Genomic DNA, 21,724 nt, shown 5'->3' with positions numbered 1-21,724 from the left:
CTAAATAGGTAAACGGCAATGCCAGTAAACTCTATTTTGGGCGTGTTTGCAAAATCGCCAATTAAGCCTCTTCAAGAGCACATGGACAAAGTACACGATTGCGCATCGTTACTCGTCCCCTTTTTCGAAGCCACTATCACAGGTAACTGGGACAGTGCAGTTCAATTACGTAAGCAAATTAGTTTAGCCGAGAAGCAAGCAGATTCACTGAAGCGTGAAATCCGCCTGACTCTGCCAAGCGGTTTGTTTATGCCAGTAGAACGTACAGATTTATTGGAACTTTTAACTCAACAAGACAAGATTGCCAACAAAGCAAAAGATATTTCTGGTCGTGTTATCGGCCGTCAGCTGTTAATCCCTCAGGTCATGCAAGTCCCTTTTATTGCTTATCTACAACGCTGTATCGATGCGGTAGCACTAGCAAAACAAGTCATTAATGAACTCGAAGATCTGTTAGAAACAGGTTTCCGTGGTCGTGAAGTCGACTTAGTGGCAAAAATGATCAACGAACTCGATATCATCGAAGAAGATACTGACGATCTACAAATTCAGTTACGCCGTCAGTTATTCGCCATGGAATCTGAATTGAATCCTGTCGATGTGATGTTCCTCTACAAAACGATTGAATGGGTCGGTGGTCTTGCAGATCTTGCCGAACGCGTCGGTTCACGTCTTGAGCTTATGCTGGCTCGCGTTTAACAAATAAGGTTATCAAGGTATCAATATGGTTGATGCAGGTATTGAGGTGGCTAACGTCTTAGTCACCAATGGCCCGTGGCTTATTGCCGTTGCGGCTGCATTTGGTTTTCTCATGGCATGGGGTATTGGCGCCAATGACGTTGCCAATGCGATGGGAACCTCTGTAGGTTCAAACGCAATTACGATCAAACAAGCGATTATTATCGCGATGATCTTTGAGTTTGCGGGCGCTTATTTAGCCGGTGGCGAAGTCACCAGCACGATCCGTAATGGGATCATTGATTCAAGCTACTTTACAAACACCCCAGAATTGCTGGTTTACGGCATGATAGGTTCGCTTTTAGCGGCAGGTATTTGGCTAGTGGTTGCGTCAGCTTTAGGTTGGCCAGTATCAACAACTCACTCTATCGTCGGTGCCATCATAGGTTTCGCGGCAGTCGGTGTCGGTACTGAATCGGTCGAATGGGGTAAAGTAGGCGGTATCGTAGGTTCTTGGGTGATTACCCCTGCAATCTCAGGCTTTATGGCTTTTATCATATTCCAAAGCGTACAAAAGCTTATTTTCAACACTGACGACCCATTGAGCAATGCTAAGCGTTATGTGCCTTTCTATATGGCATTCGCTGGCTTTATCATGTCGTTAGTGACCATTCTTAAGGGCTTATCCCATGTGGGTATTCACTTAAGTGGCGCAGAAGCTTACCTGTTAGCGGGCGCTATCGCAGTTGTGGTGGGTTTATTTGGTAAAGTGGCCATTTCACGTTTACAAATGAGCGATAAAAACGACCGTCAAACCCAGTTCAAAAACGTTGAAAAAGTGTTTGCGATCTTAATGGTACTGACGGCCTGTTGTATGGCTTTCGCCCATGGCTCAAACGACGTTGCCAACGCGATTGGTCCTTTAGCGGCGGTGGTTTCTGTCGTTAACAGCGGCGGTGAAATTGCATCAAAATCACCATTAGTCTGGTGGATTCTACCTTTAGGTGCCGTAGGTATCGTGATGGGTCTGGCTATTTTTGGCCAGCGCGTGATGCAAACCATAGGTAAAAACATCACTCACCTGACGCCAAGTCGTGGTTTTGCAGCTGAATTAGCAGCGGCTTCGACAGTGGTTATCGCATCGGGCACAGGCTTACCTATCTCTACCACTCAAACCTTAGTCGGTGCGGTATTAGGTGTGGGTATGGCCCGTGGTATCGCAGCGATTAACATTGGTGTGGTGCGTAATATCGTCGTATCTTGGGTTGTGACCCTACCTGCAGGCGCAGGCCTATCAATCATCTTCTTCTTTATGATTAAAGGTATCTTTAATTAAGAGGTTTCGCTAAATAAGTTACTGAAGTTAAGTAATATTAGCGCCTAGGACTAGAAGGTCTTAGGAAAGATAGAGTGAAATGGGAATGGTCATAGCATGGATGCAGTAATGCAAGAGGGAAGTCTATGACTTCCCTCTTGCATTACAGGCCTCAAATCCCTAGCATGTGCAGACTATTTCGTTGATGAGAATACAAAAGTGTTTAGACTCCTGACTCTGGTAGGAATGATGTTACTGTCTTCCAACCTGCTGGCCGAAGGCCAATCCCGTTACATCTCGGATAACGTGTTCCTTTATCTTTTAGGTGGCCCAGGTACTGAGTTCCGAATTCTTGGATCAATTGAAGCCGGTCAACCTGTGACACTGCTCAACGAAACCCAAGGTGATTACTCTAAGATCATCGACCATAAAGGCCGCGAAGGTTGGGTGCAAACTAACCTAATCAGCTCGACTCAAAGTTTCCGTGAACAAGTGCCAGCGTTAACCACTGAGCTTGCACAAGCTAAAGCTAAACTAGCGGGAGTATTAAGTTCGACTGATAACCACGCCGACGAAGTGACCGAACTGAAGGCTAAACTAAGCGAGTTAGAAACGAACCTCGCCAAAACCACTCAAGAACGTGATGAACTTAAAGTCGCGGTTGATCGCTCAGCCCAAGATGAGCGTTTTGAACTATGGCGCCAAGGCGGATTAATTGCAGGTATGGGGTTAATCCTAGGCATTATTTTAGTGTATTTACCTAGACCACAACGTCGCAGTAAAAAACGTTGGATGTAAGTCTGACACACAAAAAGTCTTCATTTACCTTCCAAAAGCCAGTGTTTTCAAACACTGGCTTTTTTGTCAATCAAGCGTTACATCGACTTATACCAATCACCTTAAATATCTAATCAGTTCAGAGCCTCACAGGCATCTCAATCCAAGGCGCATTGACGCAGAAATGGTCATTCCCTTTTAAGTCAATGCAACACGGGAGTGGGATGCCTGTGAGGCTCCCGAAGGGCGGGTTTCAACGCGCTTTATACTGCGTTTAAGGCTTTCGACAGAGCACCACTATGCCTTCAAGCCTTCGCCTTGTCTAAAGCGCGTTGAACTCCCGCTGAATGAACAGATATTTAATACGATTGGTATTATTAACAAGCCAATCAAACAAGCTTCACAATCTTTCACGCTATAGTGTTGTCCGTCACATTTTGGTTGTATAATCTGCGCGCGCAAACCTTCATATTGTATACAAAATATCAAATGCGTTTGGCGCCTCCCAATTTGTTTCAACAATAGCGCCCCAATAACGGCCAAGATGGAAGCGATAACTATGTTCAAAGCGAGTGAAGTGCTGGCAGGCCGCTACGATTCTGCCAATCTCGACGAACTGTTCAAAGCGATCAGCGACAACTACATTGTCGATGAAGAACAATACTTGTCAGAGTTGATCCAACTAGTTCCCTCCAGTGATGAAGCCATAGAGCGCGTCACTCGTCGTGCCCACGAACTGGTTAACAAGGTTCGTCAATTCGATAAAAAAGGGTTGATGGTCGGCATTGATGCCTTCTTGCAACAGTACAGCTTAGAAACACAGGAAGGCATTATCCTGATGTGTTTAGCCGAAGCGCTGCTGCGTATTCCCGATGCGGCCACTGCCGATGCACTGATTGAAGATAAGCTTTCAGGCGCTAAGTGGGATGAGCACATGAGCAAGAGTGACTCTGTACTCGTTAACGCATCGACCTGGGGCTTAATGCTCACAGGTAAGATTGTTAAACTCGATAAAAAAATCGATGGCACCCCAAGCAACTTACTGAGCCGCTTAGTTAATCGTCTCGGCGAGCCAGTAATCCGCCAAGCCATGATGGCCGCGATGAAGATCATGGGTAAGCAGTTCGTACTGGGCCGCAACATGAAAGAAGCCCTGAAGAACAGCGAAGACAAGCGTAAGTTAGGCTATACCCATTCCTACGACATGCTGGGTGAAGCGGCGTTAACGCGCAAAGATGCCGAAAAATACTATACCGATTACGCCAATGCGATAACCGAGCTCGGTGCTCAAAGCTATAACGAAAATGAATCACCGCGCCCAACGATCTCAATCAAGCTATCGGCATTGCACCCACGTTACGAAGTGGCCAATGAAGACCGCGTTTTAACTGAACTGTACGACACAGTTATCCGCCTGATAAAACTGGCTCGCGGCTTAAATATCGGTATTTCTATCGATGCTGAAGAAGTCGATCGCCTCGAGTTGTCACTGAAACTGTTCCAAAAACTGTTTAATTCAGATGCAGCAAAAGGCTGGGGATTACTCGGCATTGTGGTCCAAGCTTACTCTAAGCGTGCCCTGCCCGTACTGGTTTGGTTAACTCGCCTTGCGAAAGAGCAAGGAGATGAAATTCCATTACGTCTGGTAAAAGGCGCCTATTGGGATAGCGAACTGAAATGGGCCCAACAAGCTGGCGAAGCCGCTTACCCACTTTACACTCGCAAAGCCGGTACTGACGTTTCTTACCTCGCCTGCGCCCGCTACTTATTATCGGATGCGACTCGCGGCGCTATCTACCCACAATTTGCTAGCCACAATGCGCAAACCGTTGCGGCGATTTCAGATATGGCGGGCGATCGTCACCATGAGTTCCAACGCTTACACGGCATGGGACAAGAGCTGTACGACACGATTTTGTCGGAAGCTGGCGCCAAATCGGTACGTATTTATGCGCCCATCGGTGCCCATAAGGATCTACTGCCCTACTTAGTGCGTCGTCTGCTGGAAAACGGGGCCAACACTTCGTTCGTCCACAAGCTCGTTGATCCTAAAACCCCCATCGAGTCATTAGTGGTGCATCCGCTAAAAACGCTGACGGGCTATAAAACCCTGGCTAACAATAGAATCGTTTTACCTGCCGATATTTTCGGTAGTGATCGCAAAAATTCCAAGGGACTCAATATGAACATCATTTCCGAATCTGAGCCATTTTTCGCGGCAATAGAACAGTTTAAAAATACCCAATGGCAAGCGGGCCCTCTGGTTAACGGCAAAACCTTAACCGGTGAGCACAAAACCATAGTCAGCCCATACGACACCACCCAAACCGTGGGTCAAGTGGCCTTTGCCGATGATGCGGCCATAGAACAAGCACTCGCGTCTGCTGAAGCGGCGTTTGCCTCATGGGCACGTACGCCAGTTGAAACCCGCGCATCAGCACTGCAAAAGCTAGCGGATTTATTAGAAGAAAACCGCGAAGAATTGATCGCCCTCTGTACCCGTGAAGCGGGCAAGAGCATTCAAGACGGTATCGACGAAGTCCGTGAAGCCGTTGATTTCTGTCGTTACTACGCAGTACAAGCCAAGAAAATGATGGCGAAGCCTGAACTGCTTCCTGGCCCAACGGGAGAGCTGAACGAACTGTTCCTCCAAGGTCGCGGCGTATTCGTGTGTATTAGCCCGTGGAACTTCCCACTGGCTATCTTCTTAGGTCAAGTGTCAGCGGCATTAGCGGCGGGTAACACAGTTATCGCAAAACCCGCGGAGCAAACCTCGATTATTGGTTACCGTGCAGTGCAACTCGCTCACCAAGCAGGTATTCCTGTCGAGGTGCTGCAATTCCTACCGGGTACAGGTGCGACTGTGGGTAGCGCAATTACGGCCGATGAACGTATCGGTGGTGTGTGCTTTACCGGTTCAACTGGCACGGCAAAACTGATTAACCGTACACTGGCTAACCGTGATGGCGCGATTATTCCATTAATCGCCGAAACTGGCGGTCAAAATGCCATGGTGGTGGACTCAACCTCACAACCTGAGCAAGTGGTTAACGATGTGGTTTCATCGTCATTCACTAGCGCAGGTCAACGTTGCTCGGCGCTGCGTGTACTCTTCCTCCAAGAAGACATTGCCGATCGCGTGATCGAAGTGCTGCAAGGCGCGATGGATGAGTTAGTGATTGGCAACCCAAGCTCAGTGAAAACTGACGTAGGCCCAGTGATTGACGCCACCGCCAAAGCCAACTTAGATGCGCACATCGACCATATCAAGCAAGTCGGCAAGCTTATCAAGCAAATGCCGTTGCCTGCTGGTACAGAGAACGGTCACTTCGTTTCGCCCACTGCGGTTGAAATCGATTCGATTAAAGTGCTTGAGAAAGAACACTTTGGCCCAATCCTGCACATTATCCGCTACAAGGCATCTGAACTTGCCCACGTGATCAATGAAATCAACAGCACAGGCTTTGGTTTAACCTTAGGTATCCACAGCCGTAACGAAGGCCATGCCCTCGAAGTCGCGGATAAAGTGAACGTAGGTAACGTGTACATCAACCGTAACCAAATCGGCGCAGTGGTTGGCGTTCAGCCTTTCGGCGGTCAAGGTCTGTCAGGCACAGGTCCAAAAGCCGGCGGCCCACACTACTTAACTCGCTTCGTGACTGAAAAGACTCGCACTAACAATATCACCGCCATCGGTGGTAACGCGACGTTACTGTCTTTGGGTGATGGCGAAGAATAATATCGCTCGCCAGTAAACATAAAAAAGCCAGACTAAGTCTGGCTTTTTTATTGGCTGCGGTTTATCTCTCACAAAGATGTATTCCTAAACCTCAGGATGAAATATCTAGCCTTTAATATCGAACGAGTGCGAGCTAGCTCAAATTTTTAATCCTTGTGATTTCAAAGCACTTGCGGGGGATTGCGTACGGCTGATAAAAGCCCTCATAATCACACAGTAATTGAGCTTGATGGTTTTGACTTCTACTTTTGACTTTAAAATAAGGTGGCTATGACATTTTCGCTGTTAGATATTTCTGCATTGGCGTGGTTTATCGTTTCTTGGGCTGGCTATACCGCCTTTGCCCGTCGTAAGGCGAAAGATACCGACTGTATTGCCCGTGGTCTGCATAAGCATAGAATTTACTGGATGCTTGAGGTGATGACCCGCGGCGTGCGCGTGGGTGATGCGGCGCTGCTGGCCAACCTTGAGCGCAATATTGCCTTTTTTGCCTCGACCACGCTGTTCGTGCTCGCGGGTGTACTGACCTTATTTGCGCAAGTTGAACGACTAGAAAGTGTTATTGCGACGATTCCCTTCGCCACACCACCGAATCATGCGCTGGTGCAAGTCAAGCTCGCCTTGCTAGTCAGTATTTTTGTGATGGCCTTCTTCCAGTTTACTTGGTCGATGCGCCAATACGGTTTTGTGAACGTGATGATAGGCGCGGGTCCTTTAGACAGCGATGGCTCGAACGACAATCTCAAAGCCTACGCAAGACAGATGGCGACGGTACAAGATCAAGCGGCGCACTCCTATAACTATGGCTTACGCGCCTATTACTTTTCGATGGCAGTATTGTGCTGGTTTGTACACCCGATACTCTTTATCTCGGCGAGCTTATTTGTGGTCGCAACCTTATATCGCCGCGAGTTTAAGTCCCGCGCAGTTCTGGCGATCACAGCGGCAAAAGGGCATCTGCAAATAGAGAGTCAAGTGCGGGAAACGGCACGCAACCATAAAATAGAATCATAACCTTAGCGGTTTAGGTCGCAGGTATCATCTTGGTTGAAATTATTGTTCTATACTCTTTGGGTTATGTTTCTATTGAAATACTGGGAGAGTGCTATGAGCGATAACTTATTAACCTTAGATGAAGTGTGCAAAATGTTAGATAAAACACCTGCGACCATCAAACGTTTCGCTCGGGAGAATTTACTCTCGAGTGTTCAAGATGGTGACGAATTGAAATTTCCTGAAGCGGAAGTGAAACGCTATCTCGCCTTTTCACAACGCTTAGGCTAAAACGCATTTGGCAATTAACGGCAAATAAAGCGGGGTAACCGCTGCTTAATCGTTTGAGTTTGTGAAAGTGGCTTGAATGTAAATGCGATGCTTAAGTTTAAACACAAGGCTTAAGTTTAAGTCGTCGATAGCGAGTTAAAACAAACCTTGAATGCGATATGGACAGTGACGCTCAAAGGGATTTGAACTTAGCCATAGCGGTTTGTTGCGAGAGATTGCTTAGCCAGATTTAGCATCCGGCCATTAAACTTACACCGCTAAACTTTAAGCTATTAAACGTTAAGCCATGAACTTTAAGCTTTTAATCCAACAAGATTGAACCATCACTGATCATTTAAAGCCTGCTGCAACTGCCGATAGGATAACAACTCCCGCTGCGTTTCACTTAAACCCAAATCGGCGGCGAGTTGTTGTAATTGCGCTTCATACTTAGGCAACAAGGTTTCATCGTTAGTCATAATCGCAAGCTCGGCAAAATCCCCTAAGCCTTCGAGATGATCGATTGTTAGATGAAATTCACCGAGAAAATAGATACTGCGGCGCTTTTTAATTTCCAGTACGCACTCATAACCTAAGGTATGCAACATACTCTTTGCCTTGGTCGCTTCTGTGATATTAACGGCTTCACAGCGGTCTTTTTCCGGTCCTTTCACTATCCACAACATAATCCCCGATGGCTGCATCTCACGGATACACAAACTCTTGTGCTCGACTTTAAGTGATTGTGATGGCAGATCAAAGTAACAGTCATGCTCAAGATTATCTTCGAGCATGATCTCAGGATTTCTCATCTGCAAGGCAGCGAAAAAAGCGTGGCGATCCAATAAGCGATATTTAAGCTCGACCTCAAATTTACCATTAAAATGGGCATTGATTTGTGGGGCTAACGCTTCTGGCATCGCAGGGTTCATCGATTTATATCCGCTTTTAATGGGTAAAATATATCGCTATTCATCATATTGAACGTCAAAGGTTTGAGCGTTAAAGGCTTGAATACAGGAGGCTTAAGCGAGTCTTTGGTATAAGGCCTGATAATCTGCACTGTCTTCAATTAAGCTCTGGTGAGTGCCAGACGCAATAATCTTACCCTGACCGAGTAGATGAATGTGATCCATCTTCGCCATAGCAGTTAAACGATGGCTAATCATCAGCAAGGTTTTATCCTGAGCAAATTCAAACAGTAAACTTAAAATCTCTCGTTCGGTGCGCTTATCAAGCCCTTCGGTTGGCTCATCGAGCAATAGCAGCGGCGCATCACGCAGCAGCGCTCTTGCAACACCAATTCGGCGCTGCTCGCCACCCGAAAGCTGACGTCCACCTTCACCAATCCACCTATCCAGCGGTTTATCTCCCGTGAGTAAAGCGCCAAGTCCAACCCGCTGTAACACATCAATCAAGCGCGCGTCGTGGGCCGTGCGTTTCTCGTCTTCGATAACAGGTAGCGCTAATACTAAATTTTCCCGCAAAGTGCCCGCAAACAGATAGATGCGTTGGCTAATCACAGTTATCGCATCCCTAAGGCCGCGCTCGCTGTAATCTGAAAGAGGAAGACCATCGAGCTTGATGTGCCCTTGCTGCGCTTGCCATTCGCGGGTAATCAGCGCCAGTAAACTCGACTTACCGCAACCCGTTGGCCCAAGTAACGCGACTTTTTGCCCCGCTTTTATCTCAAGGGACAAACCTTGCAGCACGTATTGATCGTCTCGATAACCAAAGTGGATATCTTCAATCTGCAATGCGCCAGATTTTGCCCTCAGGCCAGTATCGGCAACAAATTGAATATCGGCCTCTTGTTCAGTGATTTCATTAATCCGTGTCGCCGCCAATACGCAGCCAGACAAATGCTGAAACGCGCCCGCAATCGGCATCATCATCTCAACGCAGGCCATAGTGGCAAACACCATAAGCGCAAACATGGGGCCCGGCGGCACGGCATCACCCACGCCTTGAGCGGCTAAATACAGCATCATGATCAAGGCTGAGCCAGTGGAGAGGATCAACATGGCTTGGCTGAGCGCTGTGATATTGGCCATCGCACTTTGGCTGCGAAACAGCTCTGTCTGCGCATCATTCAGTTTTTGCCTGAATCTGTCGTTGGCGCCAAATAGGCTGAGTTCGGCTTGGCCTTGCAACATATCCAATAATTGCACCCGATAATGACGCTTGGTTTCGAGCATGGTCCGGCTCGGCGCGTGTCCAAGGCGATAAAATAACAGTGGCATCACCAGCCAAATGGCGACTAAAAACAGGCAAAGACTGAGGGCAAGTTTGGCATCGAACCATGCGAGAAATAGATACAAGAGCCCAGTCATCAGCAGTGATGCCGCCATAGGCGTGAGCAGTCGCAGATATAGATGATCTAGGGTATCGATATCGGCAACTAAGCGATTAAGCATGTCGCCACGGCGTAGCCCCTGCAGATTTTTAGCACTGAGCGGCAAGAGTTTACGCCACGCCCAAACGCGAAGCTCTGTCAGCAGCTTAAAGGTCGCCTCATGGGTCGCTAAACGCTCGCCATAGCGACTGGCAGTACGGGCAATGGATAAAAAACGCACGCCGCCAGCAGGAGTGAAAAAGTTAAAGGACTGGGCCGTGACTATCGTCAAACCCGCGACCGCGGTAGCAGAAAGAAACCAGCCCGAAAGTGACAGTAAACCTATACCTGCCATCAAGGTAATAATGGTCAGCAGCAAGCCCACGGACATCATCAGCCACTGGCGCGAGAACAATCGAATAAAGGGGATTAGCACTTTCATTGGGCCTTTCCTTTAGTGGGCTCGGCGGCACTGTCGAGTGGAGTATCACTGCCGCTGACCGATAACGGTACAAGTTCAATATCCGCCACGGACTCAATATTCTCACGCAGTAAGGTTTGGAATAAGCCGTGCGTGTTAGACAAAGAGGTAAAGTCGCCCCGCTGTACTATCAAGCCTTTATCGAGCACAAGAATAGTATCCATTTGATCTAACTGATCTAATCTGTGGGTCACCATAATGCACATCTTACCCGTCATGGCCCGATTTAACGCAGAACTCACCGCCTGCTCACTCTGACTATCTAAACTGGCCGTAGGCTCATCGAGGACAAACAAACTCGCCTTTTGCCCAAGCGCCCTGGCCAAAGCAATACGCTGGGCTTGGCCGACGGATAAACCGGAAGATTGCTCACCGACCGGCGCATCTAATCCCAGTGGCTGCGCCTTAACGAAGTCGCTGATATTGGCCTCTGCGAGCAAGTGCCACAGTCTATCGTCGGGCAAAGTTGGGTCGGCTAAGGCAACGTTATCCCGCACTGTGCCGTGGAATAACTGCGGTTCCTGTCCCAGCCAAGCTAAATGCTGTCGCCAATGGGCTAAATCTAGTGCGGATAACTCATGGCCATTGATCAGCAAATGCCCCTTATAGGGTAAAAATCCCAATAAGGCATTGAGTAAACTGGTTTTCCCCGCGCCGCTTGGGCCAACTAAGGCTAAACGTTGATTGTCTTTTAATTCAAAACTCAGCGGGCCGAGTAAACGCGTGCCATCAACACTAAACACTTCAAGATGATCAGCACTCAGGGTTTCTATGCTATTTATACGCACTTGGCCGACAAACTCAGGTTCAGGATGTTCGAGCAAGGTAATCAAGGCTTCCGCGGCGCCGACGGCCTGCGCCTTAGCGTGGTAATGAGTACCCATATCCCGCAGCGGTTGATAAAACTCAGGGGCTAAAATCAGAATAAACAGCCCAGTAAACAGGCTAAATGGAATACCGACTATTTGAGGATCTGTACTTGAGCTGATATTGGCATGCGCGCCATAGTAGCCAAAATCTAAGTGACCTAAGTAACTGAAACCAAAATAAACCGCCAGCACAGCAATCGAAACCGCCGCAAAAAACTCTAATACCGCCGAGCTTAAAAAAGCCATGCGCAGTACCGACATAGTGCGACTACGGAACTCTTCCGAAGCAGTGGCGATTACCTTTAGCTCAGCATCACCACGGTGGAAGAGTTTCAAGGTGCTTAAGCCTTTTAATCTATCCATAAAGTGGCCGCTTAATCTTGCAAGCGCACTGAAATTTTTGCGATTGGCATCGGCAGCGCCCATGCCAACTAAGATCATAAACATAGGGATTAACGGCGCTGTGAGTAACAGAATTAATCCTGCCGCCCAGTTAATCGGGAAAACCGCCGCTAAGATGAGGATGGGAATAAAACCAGCAAGGCTGATTTGTGGGAGGTATCTGGCATAAAAGTCTTGTAAATCTTCGACTTGCTCTAACACTATACTGGCCCAACTGCCTGCGGGTTTACCTTTAATAAACGCCGGACCTAGCTTAGTCAACTTATCCATCACTGCCGCGCGAATATGACCACGTAGACGCTTACCCGCCTCAAAACTGGCACGTTCACGACCATAAGCCAGCAAGGCGCGCAGTAACATCAAGGCGATTAACGCAATCAAATGAGGAGTATAGGTATCAATACTCACGCTGGAACTGACCATTTGGGCATTGTCAGTTAGCGGTACGACTTGCTGCCCCATGATCACGCCATCCAGGATCGTCGCGATAATATAAGCCTGCGCCACCATAGCGACGGCGCTTATCATCCCAAGCCATAACGACAATTTAAGGAACAAACCACAGGCTTTTTTCTGGGCTTTAAGCCAAACAAGAAGGGATTTTTCTAACGACTTATCCATGGTGCTCCAACAAGAAAACAATTAAGCGACTCGTAGCGGGGATCGGCTATCGATAACTACTCAGTTTAAGGGGGCTTGCAACAGCTAAAAAGTTCCGATAGGGACGCAGTATCGCAGGCATCTAAAGCAGATGAAACCCTATTACAGACTTTTGCTAGCAGACTCACAAAAACGAGCTAAAGATAAACAAATCCCTGAGTTAACGGAACTTTCCCTAGCACTAGCCTGTTTGGGGAAACTTAGGTAGCATGAACCTCTTTGTATTAATTATCCCCTACCTATGCCAAATAAAAATGCCGGTTTTACCCTGATTGAACTCGTTGTGGTCATTATTATTCTAGGAGTATTAGCTGTAGTTGCTGCACCTAAATTCATTAATATACAATCAGATGCCTATAAGAGTCAGCTTTCAGGTGCACAGGCTTCGATGAAATCCGCCGTCACCCTATTCAAAGCTAAGTCGGAAATTGCTAACAGCGGCACCACCAATCGAGTCGTTTACGACGGGATCCGTGGCGAAAACTACCAACCTTGGGCAGCCAGTGCCAGCGGTACAGCACCAAGCGCCGCTTATACTACGCCGCCAGAGATTTTTAAGGCTGCTGGGCTCAATGTCGATGAATGGTCCTATCGAATCCATACTACTGGCGGTACCTACCAAGTCATTGCCACACCGAAGCAAAAACTGAACCTTGACACGCCGACTCAAGCGCAAGTCGAAGCGACAAATTGCTATATCGACTACAAGTGGGAAACGACGGGAATCCCCACCTATAACAAGGTCGACACAGGTTGCTAGAACGACCTTAAAGCTGAAATATAATAGAAAAACAGCGAGCTAACCTGAGGTTATCTCGCTGTTTTTGTTAGTGCCACATCTTACAATCAAACGTTTTTTAAAAACGTAACACTCACTGCACTGCGCCGTATTTCACTAACACATGCCAGAGTAACTTAAGTTCGTGGGCGACTTGAGCACGGTTACCGCGTTCGCGCCAATGCTGGGGTGAATGATATAAATCCCGCGCTGCCACACCTATGGCATAGGCATCGACTCTGTCTTCTATGGCAATTCGATTGGCCAGCGATGGCATAGTCGGCCCGCGAAAATCGCTTGGGATCTGCGCCGTATGTAAGCTAAAACCATCATGATATTGCAGCTCGATATCATATCTGTCGCAAATCTTGCTTAAGCTGGCGCCAATATCAGTGCCTTTAAAACTTGGATCGGCCACCAGCATAGCGATATCTTCATCGAGGGAAACATCACCGTGGATCTGCGCCTCGATATAATGATCGAGATTATTCGATAACGGCCGCTCGAAACGTGACAGCAAGGAAGCATTGAGCTGATGCCCCAAATAATGAATCACATTCAGTGGCTTAAAGTCGGATTTGCCTAAGGCATAGTGACGCTCAAAACTCTCGGTCAGCAGCGCCGCTAACACATCATCGAAGCATGATAGCGTGCCCTTCTCTTTCGGATTGCGGTAGGAGTCGAGATAACAAAAGGTTGAACGTGCCATCACACTGGCGTGGGTCAGCAAATAACAGCTACCAAAACGCGGCGCGGGGCCGTCCTGCCACATGCCCAGATCGAGTGCGCCATATTTAGGCCGAGATTTAGTGCCCTTGTATACATCACCAAATAGCTGATTTTCCCAGTGATCCCGTGGACCGCCTAATTCAGGGGATAACTGACCGTTGGAAATATGGGTCTCAAACTGACTGCGGTATTGACCATCACGCAGCAAACCTTCGGCCACTGTCATACCACGGCTGTCGATTCTATCGGGGTGAAAATGCAGCGCAATTCGGCCGCAGTTGAGTAATTGTTTGAGGGCGAGTTGCATCTCATGCATGGGGATGTTCGACATCTGCTGCACATTTTTAATCACAGCGACGGCCTGTTCACTGCGACCTCGAGCAAGGCGTTCAATATGCTGTATCGCTGTCATAGTCCACCTATAAATGAGAGGCGTTTAACCGTTTCCCGCGTTAGCTCATCCTAAAATAAACACGAGAGTCATCGCAAGCATGCAGAGAATAGATATTGATAAATTCTACTCCTATAGTCTTGAGTTTATACCACTCAAATTAATCTAGCGTGATCTACCGCTAACTCACTCTAATTTTTAGATAAAAAGAGTCGACGAGTTAACTTTTAACTGGCCTGTTTCGCTGATTGAATCAGCCTGATAGCCATTCTGTACATTTGAAGAATCCATTAAGCTCAACCGCCCCCAAAAATAACAGTATAAAGTGCGACCCAAAGCCTCTAGCAATACAAAACGGCACTTAGTAGGACGCAGATTCGCCCTCAATAAGCTCAAATTCGACTGAGGAAACTTGCGCCTAAAAGATAAGCGAGACCGAGTGAAAGCCGCTGACAAGCGATTTATGTGCCAATATGAATGAAACCCGCTGTAAAAGTCTTTATTCGATGGCACTTAGGCCCCCGATCCTGTAAGCTGCACGCCCGCCAGCAGACCTGGCTATTGACCATAAATGCAGCAAAGCGTTGCCACAAGAGACCAATCTATGAGTTTTACCTCCCTGGGCTTATCGGCCCCGATACTTAAAGCCGTTGCCGAACAAGGCTACGACACACCTTCGCCAATCCAAGCTCAAGCAATTCCAGCTGTGCTTCAAGGCAAAGATGTGATGGCGGCCGCCCAAACAGGAACAGGTAAAACAGCAGGTTTCACCCTACCTATGCTCGAACTCCTGAGTAAAGGTAACCGTGCCCAAGCAGGCCAAGTGCGCGCATTAGTGTTAACTCCGACACGCGAATTGGCGGCTCAGGTTGCAGAAAGTGTTGAAACCTATGGTAAGAATTTAGCACTGCGCTCAGCGGTGATATTTGGTGGCGTGCCTATCAATCCACAAATCGCGAAATTGCGCCACGGTGTCGACGTATTAGTCGCCACACCAGGTCGATTGATGGATTTGTACAATCAAAAAGCGGTGAAATTCAGCCAGCTTGAAATCTTAGTATTAGATGAAGCCGATCGCATGCTCGACATGGGCTTTATCCGCGATATCCGTAAGATCCTGGCCATTTTACCTAAGCAACGCCAAAACCTGATGTTCTCAGCCACCTTCTCCGATGAAATTCGTGAGCTGGCAAAAGGCTTAGTGAATAATCCGGTCGAAATTTCGGTCACGCCACGTAACGCGGCGGCGACCACAGTAAAACAATGGGTTTGCCCAGTCGATAAGAGCCAGAAATCGGCACTGTTGATCCAACTCATCAAGCAAAACGATTGGCAACAAGTGCTGGTATTCTCGCGCACTAAACATGGCGCTAACCGTCTGGCGAAAAGCCTTGAAGATGCAGGCATTAAAGCCGCCGCTATCCACGGTAACAAGAGCCAAACCGCACGTACTAAAGCTTTGGCCGACTTTAAAAATGGTCAAGCTCGCGTACTGGTTGCGACCGATATCGCCGCCCGTGGTTTGGACATTGACCAATTGCCACAAGTGGTTAACTTCGACTTACCAAACGTGCCTGAAGATTATGTGCATCGTATCGGCCGTACTGGCCGCGCTGGCGCATCGGGTCAAGCCGTGTCACTGGTGAGCAACGAAGAAATCAAACTGCTGAACGATATCGAGCGTTTGATCAATCGCGTATTAGACCGAGAAATGGTTGAAGGCTTTAACCATGTATTGCCTGAGTCACGTTTAGGTGGCGGCGGAAAAAGCAGCGGTAAATCAGTACCCAGCCGTAGAAACACTCGCAGCTCAAACCAACCTAGCTCACGCGATGGTGCCCCAAGAAGCGCCGAGCATAAAGACGGTCAACGCAGCGGTGACGTCGCGCGCGGCCACAAGCCAAACGACAAGAACCCAAGACACAGCGGTGAAGCCAGTAGCGCACCTCGTGCTGATTCAGCTAAACCACGTCCGCCACGTTCAAACGATGGCCGTGCCAATAGCGCTGGCGCTAGTCGTCCAAGTGAAAGCCGTTCAGGTTCTGGCGAAAATCGTGGCCAAGCGGGTGAGAACCCTTACGCCAATGGCCCAAAGAAAAATACCCGTCGCCCAAATAACGGTGCGAGTCGTCCAAGAAATTCACAGGATTAATGCACACGCTGAGCTAACTCGCTTGGCGATTTAGCCGCATTAAGCCCTAAAAAGAAACGCCCAACTCCGCATGGAATTGGGCGTTTTTGTTTGTCTTTGTTTGTCTTTGTTTATATATTCAACAAGCTGCACAATACGTTTAGCGCGTTATCCACACTTTGACCAATAACTCGCTTGAACAATCGCCACTTTAAACAACTGCCTTAAAAAAACTTTAAACAGCAACCTAAGTTAATTCGCCTTAACATCTGGCAACTGCTGTAGGACTTCATCCGTAAAATAGGGTTCATCTTCAACCCAAAAAATGTAGTCGAGCCCTAGGTAGTTTTGTGCAAAATCCAGCAGATCAGGCACAGTATTCTTTTTACCTGTCTTGGGATTAATCTGCCGCAAATTACCGTCTTGCACCGCCATGCCTTTCACCAATGCCGCTGGATATTCTTTAATAAAGGCGTAACTCTGCCCCATATGGCCTTTACGATATGGCATTAAATCTGGGCCACCTACGCCCATATTGAGCGCTTTGGCTTGCGCAAATAAGCCTCGCATATAGCCTTTGTCATTCCATGGCAGCCATTCGTCTGGTAAAAAGTTCAAATACACCATAGCGGTTGAATGCTGAAATGACTCAGCTAATACCTGCATGTTTTCGCCAATCGCATCGATATAGTCTTTAGGATTAAAATCACTGGGGAAGGTCGTTGTTCCGTCGGCGTTTTCAGTCCCCACTTCAATTGAGCTTTCACTAAAGTTAATACCAGTGATTTTCCCATCAAACTCTTGGCCTAGCTGACGCACCAATTGCTGATAACGCGCACGTACTGCAGGCTCCCACATTTTGGCAGACCAACCATATTCGTCATCCGTCACAGGTTTATTAGGATCACGCTCTGGCGCGCTCAGCATGCTTTGCTTCAACGCACCACCTTGATAAATCGGATCATCAAGTAAATACTGAGGCACGTTAAACCTCGGCGTAAAAGATTTATCTTGCAGCTGGATCCACAATTTTTTGCCTATCGAATCGAGATACGCAATATCGGCCTTAATCGCGCTGAAATCATATTCGCCCTGCTTAGGCTCTAAACTGCGCCAGGTATAAACAATCTGCGCACCGCCAAAACGAGGATCGCGCAGCGCCTTGTCGGCACGAATGTTTTCTCCGTTGGCCTCACGATGATTAATGTAAATGTAGTGCTGTAAAGGTTGCGACGCTGGCTGAGACTCTGATTGCCGCTCTGGTTGTGACTCTGGTTGCAACTCTGGTTGAATTGATGCAGCGCTCGCTGCGCTCAAAAAGATGCTTAGTAAAATCGTCCTTCGAAACATAAATACTCCAAACCGATGCACGCCTTATCACCTGACAAAGCCGTTAATCTGCTCATTTATTTTTTACTCAGAATCACTTCTACCACAGGCAAGCTGAGGGGCATATTAATTAAGCAGGCGAATACAAAGTGTTACTTAACTGCCCACCTTAATTAGCATTTACCAAACAAAAAGACTCAGTCATTGCATTAATCACACCCAACAAAAAAGGGAATAAACCTGAGTTTATTCCCTTTAAAGGTGAAGTGAATTAAATCGAGGTACGATTCAACTCAAGCTAAGCCAAGCTTACTTCATTGGCCAAGCGCGGTAAGATTTACCTTTAATGCGGCCGCCAGTAATTTTGTTCAGCGCTTTCTTGGCAACCTTACGATTAACGGCCACATAGGCGCGGTAATCGGTCACTTGGATTTTACCCACCTGTGAGCCTTCGATACCGTTTTCGCCCGTCAGCGCGCCTAAGATATCCCCTGGACGCAGTTTCTCCTTCTTACCGCCATCGATCTGCAAAGTGATCATGGTTGGCGCTGCAGGCGTGTTGCCGAGCAGGCTTTCAGATGGCAGTGATTCGCTGGTAATTTCGCGCTCTAAATACTCTTCTAACAAGGCAATCTTGTAACCGTCTTGATCGTTATAGAAGGTATAAGCAGCGCCTTTACTGCCCGCACGGCCAGTACGACCGATACGGTGAATGTGCACTTCGGTGTCGTAGGCGACGTGATAGTTAAACACGGCATCCAGCGCATCGATATCTAAACCACGGGCGGCAACGTCAGTCGCCACTAATACACAGGCACTCTTATTAGCAAATTGCAGCAGGGTTTCGTCCCTGTCTCTTTGCTCTAAATCACCGTGCAAAGCCAATACGCTAAAGCCTAAACCTTCAAGCTCATCGGCCACTTTTTGAGTTTCGCGTTTCGTGTTACAAAACACCACTGCGCTTTCAGGCTTATGTTCTAACAACAATAATTGCAGCGCTTGCATACGCGCCTTGTCATCGTCTAAATGATAAAAATGTTGGGCGATGCTCAAGCTGTCGTGATTACCTTCAACTTTAACCATGCTTGGGTCATACATGATTTGCTTAGCAATCGATTGAATTTGCTCAGGGAACGTCGCGCTAAATAGCAACGTCTGACGCTCACGCGGGGCTTGTTCGATAATCGCATCGAGGGCGGGTTGGAAGCCCATTTCTAACATGCGATCGGCTTCATCGAGCACCAACATGTTGAGATTACTTAAATCTAGGCGATTGCGATCTAAGTGATCGACGATACGGCCCGGCGTACCCACAATAATGTGCGCACCGTGTTCCAGCGAGCCAACCTGTGGCCCCATAGGCACACCGCCGCAAAGTGTCAGTACTTTAACGTTATGAATACCACGGGCAAGGGTACGGATTTCCTGCGCCACTTGGTCGGCCAACTCGCGGGTTGGGCATAATACTAAAGTTTGAATACGAAAGCGTTTAACGTCTAACTTGTTCAGTAATCCTAAGCCGAAGGCGGCCGTTTTACCCGAGCCAGTTTTACCCTGACCTATCACATCCTGCCCCGCTAAAATGGGTGGCAAACTTTGCGCCTGAATTGGCGTCATCTCGTTGTAGCCCATAGAAGAAAGGTTCTCAAGCAGTTCGGGTTTTAGCTTAAGAGTCGAAAAAGCCATTGATGGATTAGGCTTAGTATCAGAGTTGCTCAAGGTGAATATCCTGTGGTGGGTAACGAAGCGGCTGCTAGGTTACTAAAATTGCGTTACTTATCGATTTAACTGGTCTATCAAGATTCAGGCTAGCTTGAGTTAAGAATAAAGCGCTAGGCTCGCTCAACCCAAAAGCACGGCTATTGTAGCAACAAAGCGCGGCTTTTGCCTCAAGTCCTTCAGCAATAGACATAGCAGGCGTAAACAACTACAAAAAAGCCCTGTAGGAATACAGGGCTTAGGGCTAACTTAGATTTAGGTTTGGGTTTAGAATTAGCTCAGCGCGGCAGATTTAACAAATTAAGCGATGTGGCCGAAACGCCCTTCTTGATAATCGCGAATCGCCTGCTGAATTTCCGCTTGGGTGTTCATCACAAAGGGACCCATCTGGACGATTTTTTCACGGATAGGTTTCCCCGCAAACAGTAACATCCCAGCGCCGCGCTCATCGGCTTTAAGCTTAAGCACACTTTGGCTATCGACCACTAAAAACTCGCCCTCATGGTATAACCACTGTGAATCTTCACCCTTGCTTAAGTCACCTTGGTACAAGTACAAGGCGACAAATTCGTGTTGAGACAAATCAAGCGTGGCCTCAGCATTTGGCGCTAGGCTCAAATCAGCAATGGCAGCTTCGCCCGCTAATCCTTGAATAGCCGCACTAATCAGTGGCTGATCTTTAAAGCCCCAATCACCCGCTAAGGCTTTTAAGCTAGCGCCAGTGTTATTGGTCGCTTCAACGCTCGCGCTACCCGCAGTATCTTGATACTTCGCTGGACGCAGCTTGTCTTTGGCGGGCATGTTGACCCAAATTTGGAATCCATGCAGACCATCGACAGCATCGGCAAGTGGCATTTCAGAATGCACTACCCCGAACCCGGTACTCATCCACTGCACATCGCCGGCACGAATCGCCTTCACATTGCCCATTTGGTCACGGTGCTCAAAACCGCCCTTACGAATATAAGTGAAGGTCTCCATCCCGCGATGGGGATGTGCAGGGAAGCCGCCAATAAAATCTTGTTCATCATCGGATTTTATTTCGTCGATCATCAAGAAAGGATCAAATTTAGTCGTCACAAAATCGGCGACACGGCGAATATTGACACCATCGCCATCCATCGCGGCTTTGGCGGAAAACTGACTTAATACTTTCATTGCTGCTCTCCTATCAGTTGAGCAAAGCGATACGTGAAACGCCAAGATCATACGGCTAACACAAGACGCAAACGCTTTGCTGATGGAGGCAGAATAACAAGGAAGTTTACAAAAGAATAACGCGAAATCACGACCTAAACATTCGAAAAAATAGAACGGTATGCAGTTGATATCCACTCACACAGGTTTGCCATGGCATTTACTCGTCGACTCACAGACAGTCCATGGGGCGGACGGTCGTCTCGCTAATCACCATGGCTCACCTTTTTGGCACTAGTGTAACCAGTCTGTATGAAGGAGATACCCAGCAAGCTTTGGGACAGAAATGCGTTGGAAAGTAGTGTTTGGGATCAGTAATTTCAGTTGTTAGAAGTTTAGCGTTTACGAATATCCACTCGTACAGGCTTACCATGGCATTCGCTCGTCGACTCGCAGCCAGTCCGTCCTTGGATGCTCGACCGCCCCGTCCATGGGGCGGACGGTCGTCTCGCTAATCACCATGGCGCACCTTTCGAGCATTCGCGTAATCTGTAGATTTACAAGACATACGCAACATACTTTTGGACAAAAACGCGTTAGGTTTTTTACTCTAATCAGTTGGTTTCGGATTAATATTTCTATGGGGTAACGCCGCGTTAAGGGGTGAATGCCGCCTAAATCAACTTTCCGCAGACGACCTTCACCATAAAACTCATCGCTTACAAAAAATGCCACGCGGCATGAATCCCTCTTAAACGCTTTGTGTACGCCCAGCATGGGCATGAACTAATGAGGTGAAAGTCCTCTGTAGGAAGGTCACCGTTCAATAACATGCTGTTATTAAACGTTAACTACTAGCGAATGGCAAGGGCTTATCCGCGAGGATTGGTCTGAAGGAAGCCGCTAGCAAATTTGCGAGCTGATGAACAAGAACATCATATGAGGCGTAGGCTAGAGGTGAGTTGGCAGGGCCTCCCCCACGAAGTAAGGG

General features: G+C 47.8%; 15 protein-coding genes. 8 read left to right on the top strand and 7 right to left on the bottom strand.

Translation table 11 applies throughout. The features are described 5' to 3' along the window. The first annotated feature begins 18 nt into the window (after nucleotides 1-18). The 6 genes from Q4Q52_RS15110 (at nucleotide 19) to Q4Q52_RS15085 (ending at nucleotide 7,793) form a co-directional block, all read left to right on the top strand. Nucleotides 19-699 (top strand): TIGR00153 family protein, encoded by a 681-nt coding sequence (locus tag Q4Q52_RS15110; RefSeq protein ID WP_105251552.1) that lies wholly within the window; start codon nucleotides 19-21, stop codon nucleotides 697-699. A 25-nt stretch (nucleotides 700-724) separates the two neighbouring features. Continuing rightward, nucleotides 725-2,014 (top strand): inorganic phosphate transporter, encoded by a 1,290-nt coding sequence (locus Q4Q52_RS15105; RefSeq protein WP_220592105.1) that lies wholly within the window; start codon nucleotides 725-727, stop codon nucleotides 2,012-2,014. A 228-nt stretch (nucleotides 2,015-2,242) separates the two neighbouring features. Continuing rightward, nucleotides 2,243-2,791 (top strand): TIGR04211 family SH3 domain-containing protein, encoded by a 549-nt coding sequence (locus Q4Q52_RS15100; protein WP_311899035.1) that lies wholly within the window; start codon nucleotides 2,243-2,245, stop codon nucleotides 2,789-2,791. Nucleotides 2,792-3,314: 523 nt separating this feature from the next. Beyond that, nucleotides 3,315-6,509, top strand: coding sequence for a bifunctional proline dehydrogenase/L-glutamate gamma-semialdehyde dehydrogenase PutA (putA, locus tag Q4Q52_RS15095; protein ID WP_311990986.1), 3,195 nt, complete (start codon nucleotides 3,315-3,317; stop codon nucleotides 6,507-6,509). A 270-nt stretch (nucleotides 6,510-6,779) separates the two neighbouring features. After that, a complete protein-coding gene (locus tag Q4Q52_RS15090; protein ID WP_311990985.1) occupies nucleotides 6,780-7,523 on the top strand; it encodes a DUF599 domain-containing protein in 744 nt (247 codons plus the stop codon). Nucleotides 7,524-7,616: 93 nt separating this feature from the next. After that, nucleotides 7,617-7,793 (top strand): helix-turn-helix domain-containing protein, encoded by a 177-nt coding sequence (locus tag Q4Q52_RS15085; protein ID WP_006082937.1) that lies wholly within the window; start codon nucleotides 7,617-7,619, stop codon nucleotides 7,791-7,793. Nucleotides 7,794-8,116: 323 nt separating this feature from the next. Here Q4Q52_RS15085 and cyaB read toward each other — a convergent pair whose 3' ends face one another. From cyaB to cydD, 3 genes are all read right to left on the bottom strand, one after another. Further along, on the bottom strand, nucleotides 8,117-8,704 hold the full coding sequence (gene cyaB, locus Q4Q52_RS15080) for a class IV adenylate cyclase (protein WP_006085963.1): 588 nt from the start codon (nucleotides 8,702-8,704) through the stop codon (nucleotides 8,117-8,119). Between the two features lie 93 nt (nucleotides 8,705-8,797). Then, on the bottom strand, nucleotides 8,798-10,549 hold the full coding sequence (cydC, locus tag Q4Q52_RS15075) for a heme ABC transporter ATP-binding protein/permease CydC (protein ID WP_311990984.1): 1,752 nt from the start codon (nucleotides 10,547-10,549) through the stop codon (nucleotides 8,798-8,800). Next, nucleotides 10,546-12,480: a heme ABC transporter permease/ATP-binding protein CydD gene (gene cydD / locus Q4Q52_RS15070; RefSeq protein WP_311990983.1), complete on the bottom strand. Its 1,935-nt coding sequence runs from the start codon at nucleotides 12,478-12,480 to the stop codon at nucleotides 10,546-10,548. The genes cydC and cydD overlap by 4 nt, the downstream gene beginning before the upstream one ends. Nucleotides 12,481-12,760: 280 nt before the next feature. Here cydD and Q4Q52_RS15065 point away from each other — a divergent pair, with 280 nt between their 5' ends. Continuing rightward, nucleotides 12,761-13,279, top strand: a complete 519-nt coding sequence (locus tag Q4Q52_RS15065; protein ID WP_011847675.1) for a type II secretion system protein — start codon at nucleotides 12,761-12,763, stop codon at nucleotides 13,277-13,279. A gap of 112 nt (nucleotides 13,280-13,391) precedes the next feature. Here the strand turns inward: Q4Q52_RS15065 and Q4Q52_RS15060 are convergent, their stop codons facing one another. Further along, on the bottom strand, nucleotides 13,392-14,438 hold the full coding sequence (locus Q4Q52_RS15060) for a DUF3626 domain-containing protein (RefSeq protein WP_006085967.1): 1,047 nt from the start codon (nucleotides 14,436-14,438) through the stop codon (nucleotides 13,392-13,394). 583 nt (nucleotides 14,439-15,021) lie between these two features. On the opposite strand from Q4Q52_RS15060, the gene Q4Q52_RS15055 reads away from it, so the two are divergent. After that, complete coding sequence (locus tag Q4Q52_RS15055; RefSeq protein WP_311990982.1) at nucleotides 15,022-16,569, top strand: DEAD/DEAH box helicase; 1,548 nt, start codon at nucleotides 15,022-15,024, stop codon at nucleotides 16,567-16,569. A gap of 231 nt (nucleotides 16,570-16,800) precedes the next feature. Here Q4Q52_RS15055 and Q4Q52_RS15050 read toward each other — a convergent pair whose 3' ends face one another. The 3 genes from Q4Q52_RS15050 to Q4Q52_RS15040 form a co-directional block, all read right to left on the bottom strand. Then, nucleotides 16,801-17,898 (bottom strand): hypothetical protein, encoded by a 1,098-nt coding sequence (locus Q4Q52_RS15050; protein ID WP_311990981.1) that lies wholly within the window; start codon nucleotides 17,896-17,898, stop codon nucleotides 16,801-16,803. A gap of 288 nt (nucleotides 17,899-18,186) precedes the next feature. Next, a complete protein-coding gene (dbpA, locus tag Q4Q52_RS15045; RefSeq protein WP_011847678.1) occupies nucleotides 18,187-19,563 on the bottom strand; it encodes an ATP-dependent RNA helicase DbpA in 1,377 nt (458 codons plus the stop codon). 333 nt (nucleotides 19,564-19,896) lie between these two features. Continuing rightward, a complete protein-coding gene (locus Q4Q52_RS15040; RefSeq protein WP_311990980.1) occupies nucleotides 19,897-20,754 on the bottom strand; it encodes a pirin family protein in 858 nt (285 codons plus the stop codon). Between the last annotated feature and the right edge of the window lie 970 nt (nucleotides 20,755-21,724).

This window comes from Shewanella sp. SP1S2-4 (assembly GCF_031932075.1).
Lineage (GTDB): Bacteria > Pseudomonadota > Gammaproteobacteria > Enterobacterales > Shewanellaceae > Shewanella > Shewanella baltica.
Note: the sequence above shows the minus strand (reverse complement) of the source record. Positions and strands in the feature narration are given on the sequence as shown.